Source organism: Amycolatopsis sp. NPDC059235 (assembly GCF_042754125.1).
GTDB lineage: Bacteria > Actinomycetota > Actinomycetes > Mycobacteriales > Pseudonocardiaceae > Amycolatopsis > Amycolatopsis albidoflava.
Genome location: NZ_JBHZAG010000017.1, coordinates 1 through 12675, shown reverse-complemented (window position 1 = coordinate 12675; position 12675 = coordinate 1). Strand labels below are relative to the sequence as shown.

At 70.3% G+C, this 12675-nt stretch carries 7 protein-coding genes and 1 pseudogene; 6 read left to right on the top strand and 2 right to left on the bottom strand.

Features of this window, described 5'->3' with window-relative positions; all coding sequences use genetic code 11:
* Positions 1 to 2202, top strand: a complete 2202-nt coding sequence (gene glgB, locus ACFXI3_RS14370; RefSeq protein WP_378399838.1) for a 1,4-alpha-glucan branching protein GlgB — start codon at positions 1 to 3, stop codon at positions 2200 to 2202.
* Between the two features lie 196 nt (positions 2203 to 2398).
* On the opposite strand, the gene ACFXI3_RS14365 is transcribed toward glgB, so the two are convergent.
* Positions 2399 to 3391 carry a helix-turn-helix domain-containing protein gene (locus tag ACFXI3_RS14365; RefSeq protein ID WP_378399837.1) on the bottom strand — a complete coding sequence of 331 codons (993 nt, stop codon included), beginning with the start codon at positions 3389 to 3391 and terminating at the stop codon, positions 2399 to 2401.
* Between the two features lie 85 nt (positions 3392 to 3476).
* Between ACFXI3_RS14365 and ACFXI3_RS14360 the strand changes: the two genes are divergently transcribed.
* The 3 genes and pseudogenes from ACFXI3_RS14360 to ACFXI3_RS14350 all read left to right on the top strand — a co-directional run bounded on the left by ACFXI3_RS14360 (position 3477) and on the right by ACFXI3_RS14350 (position 10322).
* On the top strand, positions 3477 to 7607 hold the full coding sequence (locus tag ACFXI3_RS14360) for a YncE family protein (RefSeq protein ID WP_378399836.1): 4131 nt from the start codon (positions 3477 to 3479) through the stop codon (positions 7605 to 7607).
* A gap of 206 nt (positions 7608 to 7813) precedes the next feature.
* Positions 7814 to 8638 (top strand): annotated as a pseudogene (locus ACFXI3_RS14355) (family 16 glycosylhydrolase); the annotation flags it as partial.
* 211 nt (positions 8639 to 8849) lie between these two features.
* On the top strand, positions 8850 to 10322 hold the full coding sequence (locus ACFXI3_RS14350) for a S1C family serine protease (RefSeq protein WP_378399835.1): 1473 nt from the start codon (positions 8850 to 8852) through the stop codon (positions 10320 to 10322).
* Positions 10323 to 10349: 27 nt separating this feature from the next.
* Here ACFXI3_RS14350 and ACFXI3_RS14345 read toward each other — a convergent pair whose 3' ends face one another.
* Positions 10350 to 11171 carry an oxidoreductase gene (locus tag ACFXI3_RS14345; RefSeq protein WP_378399834.1) on the bottom strand — a complete coding sequence of 274 codons (822 nt, stop codon included), beginning with the start codon at positions 11169 to 11171 and terminating at the stop codon, positions 10350 to 10352.
* 79 nt (positions 11172 to 11250) lie between these two features.
* Here ACFXI3_RS14345 and ACFXI3_RS14340 point away from each other — a divergent pair, with 79 nt between their 5' ends.
* Positions 11251 to 11775 (top strand): MarR family winged helix-turn-helix transcriptional regulator, encoded by a 525-nt coding sequence (locus ACFXI3_RS14340; protein WP_378399906.1) that lies wholly within the window; start codon positions 11251 to 11253, stop codon positions 11773 to 11775.
* A 58-nt stretch (positions 11776 to 11833) separates the two neighbouring features.
* Positions 11834 to 12394, top strand: a complete 561-nt coding sequence (locus tag ACFXI3_RS14335; protein ID WP_378399833.1) for an isochorismatase family protein — start codon at positions 11834 to 11836, stop codon at positions 12392 to 12394.
* The last annotated feature ends 281 nt before the right edge of the window (positions 12395 to 12675 follow it).

The following is a 12675-nucleotide window of genomic DNA, read 5'->3' as shown; positions in this document are numbered from 1 at the left end:
GTGAACGCTGTCCCCGCGGATCTGCCCTCGGCGGCGCCGTCTCCGCTCGACATCGACCGGCTGCTGGCAGGCGAGCACCACGACCCGCATTCGGTGCTCGGCGTGCACACCGACGGCAGCGACATCGTCGTGCGCGCGCTGCGCCCGGGCGCGACGTCGGTGTCCGTCATCGCGGGCGAGCGCCGCGTCCCGCTGGAGCGGGTGGCGGACGCGCTGTTCGCCGCGGCGTTGCCGGAACATCCCGGCGACTACCGGATCGAGGTCGGCTACGACAACCACACTGTGGTCACCGACGATCCGTACCGCTGGCTGCCGACGGTGGGGGAGCTGGACCAGCACCTGATCGGCGAGGGCCGGCACGAGCGGCTGTGGGACGTGCTGGGCGCGCACGTGCGCCGGTACGACACTCCGAACGGCGTCGTCGAAGGCGTGTCCTTCGCGGTGTGGGCGCCGACCGCGCGCGGCGTGCGGGTGATCGGCGACTTCAACGCGTGGGAAGGCCGCGGCCACCCGATGCGCTCGCTCGGGTCGTCCGGGGTGTGGGAGCTGTTCGTACCCGGCGTTTCCGCGGGCAGCTGCTACAAATTCCGCATCCTCGGCGCGGACGGGCACTGGCACGAGAAGGCCGACCCGATGGCGTTCGCCACCGAGGTGCCGCCCGCGACCGCGTCGAAGGTCACCGAATCGTCGTATGCCTGGGGCGACGACGACTGGGTCGCCCGGCGCGAGGCGACCGACTGGGCGGACGCGCCGATGAGCGTGTACGAGGTGCACCTCGGCTCGTGGCGGCCCGGGCTCGGCTACCGCGAGATGGCCGACCAGCTGGCCGACTACGTCGAGGAAACCGGCTTCACGCACGTCGAATTCCTGCCGGTGGCCGAGCATCCGTTCGGCGGCTCGTGGGGCTACCAGGTCACCTCCTACTACGCGCCGACGTCGCGCTTCGGTTCGCCCGACGACTTCCGCTACCTCGTCGACCACCTGCACCAGCGCGGCATCGGCGTGCTCGTGGACTGGGTGCCCGCGCACTTCCCGCGCGACATCTGGGCGTTGGCGCGCTTCGACGGCAGCCCGCTGTACGAGCACGAGGACCCGCGCCGCGGCGAGCAGCCGGACTGGGGCACGCTCGTGTTCAACTTCGGCCGCAACGAGGTGCGCAACTTCCTCGTCGCGAACGCGCTGTTCTGGCTGGAGGAGTTCCACCTCGACGGCCTGCGCGTCGACGCGGTCGCCTCGATGCTGTACCTCGACTACTCGCGCAAGGACGGCGAGTGGCTGCCGAACGAGTACGGCGGCCGGGAAAACCTCGACGCCGTCCGGTTCCTGCAGGAGCTGAACGCGACTGTCTACAAGCGACACCCCGGCGTGGTCATGGTGGCCGAGGAATCCACCGCCTGGCCCGGCGTCACGCGCCCGACGCATCTGGGCGGCCTGGGTTTCGGCTTCAAGTGGAACATGGGCTGGATGCACGACACGCTCCGCTACCTGTCGCACGAGCCGATCCACCGGGCGTACCACCACAACGAGATGACCTTCTCGCTCGTGTACGCGTGGAGCGAGAATTTCGTCCTGCCGCTCTCGCACGACGAAGTGGTGCACGGCAAGGGTTCGCTGTGGGAGCGGATGCCGGGCGACGACTGGAACAAGGCGGCCGGCCTGCGCGCGCTGCTGGCGTTCATGTGGGCGCATCCGGGCAAGCAGTTGTTGTTCATGGGCGGCGAATTCGGCCAGCCGCGCGAATGGTCGGAATCGCGGTCGCTGGACTGGCACCTGCTGGAAACTCCGCTGCACCGCGGAGTCCGCGACCTGATCCGGCAGCTGAACGCGATCTACCGGGACACCGCCGCGCTGTTCAGCGGCGACGTCCGGCCGGAGGGTTTCCGCTGGATCGACGCGAACGACTCGGCGGGGAACGTGCTGAGCTTCCTGCGCCTCGGCGCGGACGGCTCTCGGCTGGCCTGCATCGCCAACTTCGCCGGAGTCCCGCACCACGACTACCGGGTCGGCCTTCCCGCTGCCGGCCGGTGGACCGAGGTGCTGAACACGGACGCGGAGTCGTTCGGCGGTTCGGGAGTCGGGAACCTGGGCGCGGTGGAGGCGACTGAGGAGCCGTGGCACGGGCAGCCCGCGTCGGCGGTATTGCAGCTTCCGCCGAGCGGGGTGTTGTGGCTGCTGGAGGAACGTCCGTCCACAGCGGACTGAGTCTCGCCACCGCCGCCCCCCGCCCCCTTCGCACCGCCGACCGCCGCGGCGGGTCGTGAGGGGAACCCTGAGGGACTCAGAGTCCCTGAAGGTGGCCCTCACGGACGGACCCCGCCGCCCCGCGCACCGCTGCTGGCGTCCGTGAAGGGCTCCTTGAGGGAATCTGATTCCCTCAAGGAGTCCTTCACGACCCGCGTCACAGCAATCCGCGAGCCATGGCGTTCATCCCGGCCTGAAACCGGGTCGTGGCGTTCAGTTCGGTCATCAGCCGCTGGACCCGGCGCTGCGTCGTCCGTGCACTCCACCCGAGTGCGCGGGCGATCCCCGCGTCCGTCTGCCCGGACGCCAGCAGCGTGAGCAGCGCGGCGGCATCCCGATCCCCGCCGGTCAGCGCCCGGGTGATCGGCACCGCCCGGTCCCACTCCGCCTCGAAGAGCGTGACCAGCGCGTCCAGCAACGCCGACGCGTGAATGATGTACGCGGCGTCCACGACGTGCGGCGACGAGCTGATCGGGATCACTGCGACCTTCTCGTCCGCCATCACCATCTTGATCGGCAGCGTCGGCCGCACTCGCGATTTTTCGCCGTGGCTGGCCAGGATGTCACCGCGCAACCGGCCCGGCACGGCGATGGCGGCTTGCGCGTAAATGACCCGATACGCGATGCCCGCTTTCAGCCGGCGCTGTTCCGCGCCAAGGTTCGCGCCGGGCGGCTTCACGTACGGCGGCCGGTCGAAACCTCGGATCTGTGTCCGGGCCTCCTCCTGCAATCGCAGCACGCGGCTGTCGATGTTCTCCGTCCCGGTGACCACCTCGACCAGCTCCGCCGGATGCGTGAACCGGCTCGCCTCGCGGTGCACTTCCATCAGTTCTTCGATTTTCGCCCGTGCTTCGCGCAGTTCGGCGGCCCGTTCCGCGGCCAGCGCTCCGAGCGCGAGGTCGGGCGGCGCGGCGAGGTAGCGCGCCGGTCGTCCGGGCACGCGGCTCGCCAATCCGGCTGCGGTCAACCGGGAAAGCGCGCGCGAAACCTGCTGCGCGGACAGCCCGCACTGCTCGGCCACGTCGGCCGCCCGGGTGCGCGGATGCCCGACAAGCGCGGTATAGACCCGGATGTCCGCGGGCGGGAGGCCGAGCGCGGACAAATCCGGCGCGGCCTGGCGGGAATCCGCCACCTGGCGACTATTGGTCATGGTGGCTATCTTGCGCCACGCCGTCGCGGGCTGGGAAATTGATCCGACCACTGACCCCCGTCCCCCCGACCCGAAAGGGGGCGCTGTGTCTCGCGCCCGAACGTTCTCGCTGCGCCTCCTCGTCTCCACGGCCACCGCCGCGGTGACGCTGTGCGGCCTCGCCGCGGCTCCGGCTTCTGCCGCGCCGCCACCGGATCAGCCAGCCTCCAGACACGTCGCGATGCCGGACGGGGGAGCGATCACGCTCGCCGCCGACGGCACCGCGACCCGCACCGACGCCCGCGGCAAGACCGTCGCGAAAACCGTGCTTCCCCTTGCTCAAGGCACGTCCTCGCTCGGCGATTTCGCTCCGACCGACGACGCGGTCCGAGCCGCTTTCACCCGGCAGCAACCCAACGACGTCGTCCTGCAGCTAGCACCGTCGACGTCCGTGACGGGCCCGCCGATCGCGGCGGGCAAGCGGGCCGCTCGCACTTCCGACAACGTTGTCAACACCGCACTGACCGAAGTCGGCGCAACGTCAGTAGAGCCGGTTTTCCCTGATGCCACCGACGTTCCCGCGCTGTCGAAGACCGTCTTAGTGCACCTTCGCGGCTCCGACGCAACCGCCGCCGCGCAAAGGCTGTCGAAGACGCCCGGCGTGGTGAGCGCCCGCGCGAACCGCCGCGTGTCCGCGATGTCCACCGGCCCGATCCCGGTGCCGCAACCGTCCGTCCAGGCCGCACAACACGCACAGCAGAAGCAAGCGCAGGCCAAACCGCCCGCGCCGCTGCCGGACAACTACGGCGTCAGCTCGTCGGCCGAGAGCTACCTCAACGCCGGCGGCACCAACGCACTCGGCGCGTACAGCCTGCTGAAATCGAAGTACGGCCAGCTTCCCGGCACCGGCCAGATCATCACGAACGTCTCCATCGGCGACCTGACCGACCAGAGCATGGCGGACGCGGGCGACCAGTACGTCGCCGCCTACGGCCCGACGACGATCGTCCGCGACGGCCAGCGGTACCTCGATCTTCCGTCCATGCCGCTGATCCCGACCTACACCGCGAGCCCGTCCGGCCGCCTGGACCCGCTCGGTTCGGCGGAAGGCCAGGACCCGGGGCTCGGCGAAGTGCTGCTCGACTTCGGCGTGATGGCCCCGCTCCCGCACGACGCGCAACGGCCGGACGCGGTCGGGTCCGGCTACACGGATCTGCTCGGCATCGCGCCGGGCGCGCAGTACCGGCTCGTCGTGCCGCAGGAGCCGACCGTCGACCAGATCGCGGTTTCGCTGCTGGCCGCCGCCCGGCAGACGCCGCGGCCGAACGTGATCACGGCGAGCCTCGGCGAGGGCACCGACACGGTCGGCTTCCCCGGCCGGTACCTCGAAGACGATCCGCTGCTGCAGTCCGTCGTCAGCACGATCGTGCACCAGTACCACATCGTCGTCACCATCTCGGCCAACGACGGAACCCGGCTCTACACGCCCACCGCGGTCGGCCCGGACGGCGGCAGCACGCCCACCGACGTCGCCCGCAACGCCGATGACACCACCGACATCGACGACGACGCGTACTCCACGACTCCGACGAAGGTCCTCGACAGCGGCGCGATCGCGGTCGGCGGCACGACGCTGGACGACACTCTGTCGGTACCGCAGCGCGCAGGCACTCCCGCCGCGCACAACCCGACGTACGCGACGACCCGCTTCAACGGCAGCGCGGCTTACTCGTCCGGCTTCGGCTCGCGGGTCAACATTTCCGCACCCAGCGACGGAATTCTCGTCTACCAGCACCCTCTGCGCGGCTCCGCCCACGACGTGAGCCCCGTGCTCAACGGCGGCACCTCGGCCTCCGCGCCGATGACCGCCGCCGCGGCCGCCGTCGTGCTTCAAGCGGCGAAACTGAGCGGCCGCCCGATGAACCCGCTCGACGTCCGCAACGTGCTGACGCATTCGGCGCGACCGGTGTCGACCCCGCCGCAAGCAGACCGGCCGGTGACCGTCGGACCGCAGCTCGACGTGACCGCCGCTGTCCAGTCCGTACTCGGCGTCCACGCTGCTCCGGCCATCGCGCGGGTTTCGGTCGCACACCGGGTGACCACCGGCGGTCTCGGCGCTTCGTTCCTGGAGGACGCACCGGACGGCCGGATCGACCTCGCCACCAACGGCACCGGCGAAGGCCTGGTCGGACCGGTCACGATCGGAGCCGACGTCGTGGGGGCACCGCCGGGCGCGTCGTATGCGCTGAAGATCGGCGGCAAGGAGTTCCGCTCAGCGGTACCCGCGGTCCGGCTGAGCCCGGCAGAGATCCTTGCTGCGGCCGGAATGCCCGTGGTAGCGACAACAGACCGGAGCGTGCCGGTCACCTTCGAAGTCCGCATCGGAGGCTGGCCGATCGCGTCAGCCACCCGCACGCTGACCTTCGGCCCGACCGACGGCACCTACGCCGAAGCGCAGGCCCCGGTCGCGTCCGCGACTGTCCACAGCGGACAGTCAACGAGCGTGCACTACGACCTCACCGGCGTCCGCAACCTGTCGAACCCGCAGCTGGTCGTGTCGACACTCGGACACTGGAGCCCGGTCAGCGCACCGCTGTTCGGGACCACGTTCACCGCGCCGCTGACCGCGACGTCCGGGGATGTGCTGGTGCCGGCGTCGGCGTTCGCCTCCGGCGGAGGGATCTACGGCATCGGAATCGTGCAGCGCTCGGTAACCGGCAGCGTCGGCGATCCGGTGTACGGCGAGTTCACCGCGGTTCGTGTCGGTGGCGCTGCTGGGCAACGGCCCGACGCGCCCATCCTCGGCACCGGGCACCACGCGGAGATCACCCGTGCCGCACCAGGGTTCTCTGTTGGCTACGACGTGCGCGGCATCCGCGGCGCGACCGGCGCGGCGGTCGAGTTCTCCGCACCCGCGCCGACGCTGTTCAAGTCGCTCAACACCGTGACGAACGCGAACGGCGACAGCAGGGACGCAGGCGGTCCGAGCGCCGGATCGGTTGCCTACCAACAGCTTCCCGGTCGCAACGGTACGGCGTCGCTGGACGCGGGCAAGCTTGGGCTCGGGGGTTCGCTGTCCTACAACGTCCGCGTCTTCGCGACCGACGCGCACGGACGGATCCTCGGCCAGGCTTCGCCGACGTCGTTCCTCACTGTCGATGACGGCCTCGCGCCAGGCGACACCGTGGTGACGAGCTTCGCCGCGTCGGCCACCGGAACGTCGTACGTCGCGCTGCGCGAACCCGGCGCGGGGGAGTCGGTGCGGGAGTACGACACCGCCAAGGGCACCTACGGGCGGGCAGTCGCCAGTGACGCGTCGCCGGACCGCGGGTACCAGGTCCTCGGCGCTGATCCCGACGCGCATCGCCTGGCGCTGCTGCACTTCGGCGGTGATCAGTCCACTGTGGAGACTTACGACACGGCGTCGGGCAAGCTCGTCGCCAGCGCCTCCGCAACCGGGTACTCGCTCGACGGCGGACGGGTAGACCCGGTGCGACACCGGGCCGCGCTCCTGGCGCACCACGACGGCGACAACGCCGACACGGTGTTCCCGCTCGACCTCGGCACCGGCACGTTCGGCAAGCCCTTGCCCGCCGACCCGCCGGGCGTGGGAGCAGGCGCGTACCAGATGCTCGAGCTCGACCCGGCGAACGGTTACGTCTACCTGAGCCGGGCCAACAGCAGCCTGATCTGCTTCAGCGGCGGCACCGGCCCGGTGGCGCGCGTCGACCTGAACTCCGGAGAAGTCCGGCGGGCGGACGGCGGCAGCGGGTGTGCCACGGGGCTGGCGGTCGACTCCGGAGCGGGGCGGATCTACCAGTCGGACTACCGCGCGATCAGCCTCAACATCGTCGGCACGTCGTCGCTGGTGTCAGTGGACGAGGCGACCCTGGCGTCGGCGGGCACCATCGGCGTGCGCAAGCAGAAGGGCGGGTTCCTGGCGGTCGACGGCGAGCACCACCTCGGGCTGGAGGCGTTCCGGACGCCGCCGGTGCTGTCGCAGTTCGGCAAGGTCGGCGGCGTCGTCACCGACAACAACGCGACGAGCCAGTTCGCGGTCGTCGACCTCGCCGCCGGGAAACCGGTGGCGGTGGTGCCGGGCCTGAACTTCGTGGCCGGCCCGTTCGGCGGAGAGTTCGACCCGCTGACCGAGCGCTCCGCCCAGCTCGACCCGGCCGGCCGCATCGGCTGGGCGCCGTCGGCGGACGGGCGTCAGTTGCAGCAGTTCCGGTACTGACCAAGCCGGATGGCCGGACCGCTTGCCCGTCCGGTCATCCGGCCTTGCCCGGAAATGCTTCCGGAGCGCCTTTCCCCAGCCCTGGTCGGAAAATGACCCACGGAACGTCTTGCCGGTGAAGACACTGGTGGGCATACTTTGTTGCCATCCACAACAAACCCGGGGTGGCGCCGCCAGGCCGCCCCTCGAGTGATTGAGGGATGACGATGACGTCCACGCACACCTCCTCCCGCTGGCGGCGGCTCGCGATTCCTGCGGCGCTCGCCGTCGCCAGTGCGGTCGCGCTGACGCCCGCGGGGAACGCCGCCCCCGCCGCCGCTCCGGCCGCCGGGTTCTCCGACGACTTCGACGGCCCGGCGGGCGCGCCCGCCGACGGGGGCAAGTGGAGCTACGAAACCGGCGACAACAACGGCAACAACCACGAACGGCAGTGGTACACCTCCGGCGCGGCGAACGGCGCGCTCGACGGCCAAGGCCACCTCGTGATCACTGCCAAGAAAGAGAACTCCGGCAACAACTGCTGGTACGGCGCTTGCCAGTACACCTCGGCGCGGCTCAACACCGCGGGCAAGTTCAGCCAGGCGTACGGGCACCTGGAAGTGCGGATGAAACTGCCGCGCGGGCAAGGAATGTGGCCCGCGTTCTGGATGCTCGGCGGCGGGCAGTGGCCGGACGACGGCGAGATCGACGTGATGGAGAACATCGGCAAGGAGCCGAACACCGTGCACGGCACGATCCACGGCCCTGGCTACTCGGGAGCCGGCGGTATCGGCGCGGCGTTCAACGGCCCGAACTTCTCCGACGATTTCCACACCTACGCGGTCGACTGGTCGCCGAACAAGATCGTCTGGCTGGTCGACGGGCAGGCCTACCAGACCCGCACCCCGGCGGACCTGAACGGCAAGAAATGGGTGTACGACCACCCGTTCTATCTCATCTTGAACCTCGCGGTGGGCGGCGACTGGCCGGGAGACCCGGACGGCAACACCCAGTTCCCGCAACAGCTGGTGGTCGACTACGTGCACGTGAGCTGACCACCCTCGCCGCCGGAACCCCGGCGCGGAGAAGGCGCGGTCTCCGCGGCCCCGTCCGGCGCAGCCCACTCTGTGCCGGGCGGGGTTTTCCGTGCCTCGGGGCGCCGCCGGGCGGGTACACAGCTTCCGCACGGACCACGGCAAGGAAAATCTCAGGTACCGGGTGTTTGCTGAGCTGGCGGAGGGTCACGAGACGCGGGAGCGGACCATGAACGAGCAGGAGCGAGGCGGGCAGGACCAGGGACAGCCCGGCTACGGCGGACAGGCGTATCCCTATTCGCCGGGAGCGGGTCAGCCGTATCAGCAAGGCTGGGGACAGCAGCAGGCCTGGAACCCGCCGCCCGGTGCGTACGGCCCGCAGCCCGGCGGCCAGTACGCCGGTCAGCCGCACCCGACGCAGCAGTTCGCCACGCCGTACCACCGGCCGCAGCGGGCCAGCCATCCGTTGCGGACCGCGGCCGTCACGGTCGGCGCGATCGCGTTGTCGGTCGCCGTCGGGCTCGGGGTCGGGCACTTCGTGTGGACGCCGTCCGCGCCGCCGGGCGTTTCCGGGAACCAGAACTTCGGCTCGATCGGCAACCAGACCAACCCGTCGAACACGGCCATCGACCCGCAGGCGATCGCGAAGAAGGTCAGCGCGGGCATCGTCAACATCAACACCGAGCTGGGCTATCAGGGCGCGGCCGCGGCGGGCACGGGCATCGTGCTCACCGCCGACGGCGAGGTGCTCACGAACAACCACGTCGTCGAGGGCGCGACCAGCATCAAGGTCACCGACATCGGCAACGGCCAGACGTACACCGCGTCCGTGCTCGGCTACGACCGCAGCCACGACGTCGCGGTGCTCAAACTGAACGACGCGTCCGGGCTGGCGACGGAGGCGCTCGGCGATTCGTCCTCGGTCAAGGTCGGCGACGCGGTCGTCGGCCTCGGCAACGCCGGCGGCGCCGGGGGAGCGCCGATTCCCGCCGGCGGCCGGGTGACCGCGCTGAACCAGTCGATCACCGCGTCCGACGAATCGAACAGTTCGTCCGAGCAGCTGAAGGACCTGATCCAGGTCGATGCGAACATCCAGTCCGGCGATTCCGGCGGCCCGCTCGTGAACGCGCAGGGCCAGGTCATCGGCGTGGACACCGCGGCATCGGCCGGGTACCAGTTCAACGGCGGCGGCGGGCGGCGCAGCCACGGCGGGCTCGGCAACGGCTTCCCCGGCAGCGGCTCGCAGGGCGGCTCCCCAGGCGACTCGCAGGGTTCTCAGGGCAATGGCTCGCAGGGGTCCGGCGGGAACGAGGGCTACGCGATCCCGATCAACCAGGCGATCTCCATCGCCCACCAGATCGTCGGCGGCACCGGTTCGGACACTGTCCACATTGGAAAGAGCGCGTTCCTGGGCGTGACCGTCAGCGATGCCGGACAGCAGCAACAGCAACAGCAGCAGGGCGGATCCGGCTCAGGCGCGGCGATCCAGCAGGTAGTCCCCGACGGCGCGGCCGCGAAGGCAGGCCTGGCCGCCGGCGACGTGATCACCGCGGTGGACGGCAAAGCAGTCGACTCGCCCACCACGCTGACCACCCTGATGGACCAGCACCACCCGGGCGACAAAATGACCGTGACCGTCGTCGACCAGACCGGTCAGCAGCAGAACGTCACCGTCGTGCCCGCCGAAGGCCCCGTGGGCTGACCTGCCGGGTTATCCGGACGGCTGAGTTCAGTCGTCCGGATAACGCGTGTCCAGCGAAACTTCCTCCCACGCCGCGAGATCCGCGAGCTGCTGCTCCAGCTTCGCCCGGATCCGGTGCACCGCCTCAGGCCCGAGCGGCAGCCGCAGCGGCGCGTCCGGCGTGTCGACCAGTTTGAGAATGGCCTCGGCAGCCTTCGCCGGATCGTTCGGCTGCGCGCCGTCCTGCGCGGAAAACCGTTGGCGCATAACGCCCGCCGGAGTGTCGCGGTAGTCCTCGATGGGCTCGGAAAACGTCATCGACCGCCCGGCGAAGTCCGTCCGGAACGGCCCCGGTTCCACCAGGCTCACCCGGATCCCGAGCGGCGCGACCTCTCCGGCGAGCGCCTCGGACATGCCTTCCAGAGCGAACTTCGACGTCGCGTACAACGCGTGCCCCGGGTTTCCGACCACCCCGCCCACCGACGACAACTGCACGATGTGCCCGCTGCGCTGCGCCCGCAGATGCGGCAGCACCGCGCGCGTGACGTTCAGGACGCCGAAAACGTTGGTCTCGAGCACCTGCCGCGCCTGCGCGTCGGTCAGTTCCTCAAGCGCGCCGACCAGCCCGTGCCCCGCGTTGTTGACCAGCACGTCAATCCGCCCGTACTCGCTGATCGCCGCGCTCACCGCCGCTTCCACGGACGCCGGATCCGTGACATCCAGCCGGGCGGTGAACGTCTTCAACCCGTCGAGCGCCGTTGTGTCGCGCGCCGTGGCCACGACCTTTTCCCCGCGTGCCAGCACAGCTTCCGCGAGCACGCGGCCGAACCCGCTGCTCGCTCCCGTGATGAACCAGACGCGACCGGACATGCGGACCTCCCCAGGACCAGATAGCTTGATACTCAAACCAAACTACCTTGAGCTTCGAGGGAGTGTCCAGTTGGACTCAGTGGGGGCGGGCCTGCCCGAATGGCTGGCCGTGATGCCGGGCGGCGTGGATCCGCAGGTCGAGGCGGCCCGGCAGCGGATCGGCAGGCTGTCGAGGCAGTTCGAGCAGGTGCTGCGCGGCGTCGCGGAGGAGTACGGCTTCAGCACGGGGGATTGGCAAGCGCTGTCGGCTCTGCACCGATCCGGCCGCGCCGCGGTGCTGACGCCGAAAGAACTGGGCGACCGCCTTGGCGTCACCTCCGGAACCGTCACCGTTCGCATCGACCGCCTGGAACGAGCGGGGCTGGTAGAACGCGTCGCCGCGGGTTCGGACGGCCGAAGCCGCCCGATCCGCCTGACCCGCAAAGGCCGCGCCCGCTGGGCCGCCGCCACGAAGAAACGCACCGACCGTGAACAGGCCCTTTTCACGTCGGCCCTGGGCGCGGACGGCCTGTCCGAGCTGAACGTCCTCCTGTCCCGCCTGCTGACCAGCTTCGAAACCGAACTCGGCCCGTCCTCCCCGCACGACGCCCTCCGCCCGGACTGACACTTTTTGTCGGTGGTCGGCGCTAGCGTGAGCGGTACCTGACTGGAGGGACTATCCGATGACCACGCTCGACAACCGCCCGAACACCGCATTGCTCGTCGTCGACGTACAAAACGGCGTCGTCGCAGACGCGCACGAACGCGACGCCGTCGTCTCGAACGTGGCCGCCCTGGTGGACAAAGCCCGCACGGCGGAGGTCCCCGTCGTGTGGGTCCAGCACTCCGACGAGGGCCTGGAGAAAGGCAGCACCGAATGGGCGCTGGTCCCGGAGTTGACGCCCTCGCCCGCCGAACCCCTGATCGAGAAGTCCTACGGTGACTCCTTCGAAGACACCAACCTGGAATCAGTCCTCGCCGACCTGAAGGTCGGTCACCTGGTGGTGAGCGGAGCCCAAACGGACGCCTGCATCCGCTCCACCCTCCATGGAGCCTTCGCCCGAGGCTACGACGCGACCTTGGTGAGCGACGCTCATACGACGGACGACCACACGGAGTGGGGCGCGCCGTCGCCGGCGCAGGTCATCGCGCACACGAACCTGTACTGGACCCACCAGTCCGCTCCCGGCCGGACCGCGGGCACGGTGGTGACGGAGGAGGTCGCTTTCAAGCCTGGGGCGTGAGGCCGTTCGCCGCTCTGTCCAGCGGCAGGAACGGCGGCGCGGGTTCCCCGCGGACGAGGCCGCGGGCAAGACCGGTGCCTGACGCTGTCGCCGCCTTGCCCCGTGGTGCCACCGCTGGCACGGTCGCCACGGACAAAGTCGCCTTCAACCGGAACGTTGACGCCGCCGCCCGCGTGTCGGACCGTCGCCGGGAGCCGGGAGCCGGGAGCCGGGAGCCGGGAGCCGGGAGCCGGGAGCCGGGAGCCGGGAGCCGGGAGCCGGGAGCCGGGAGCCGGGAGCCG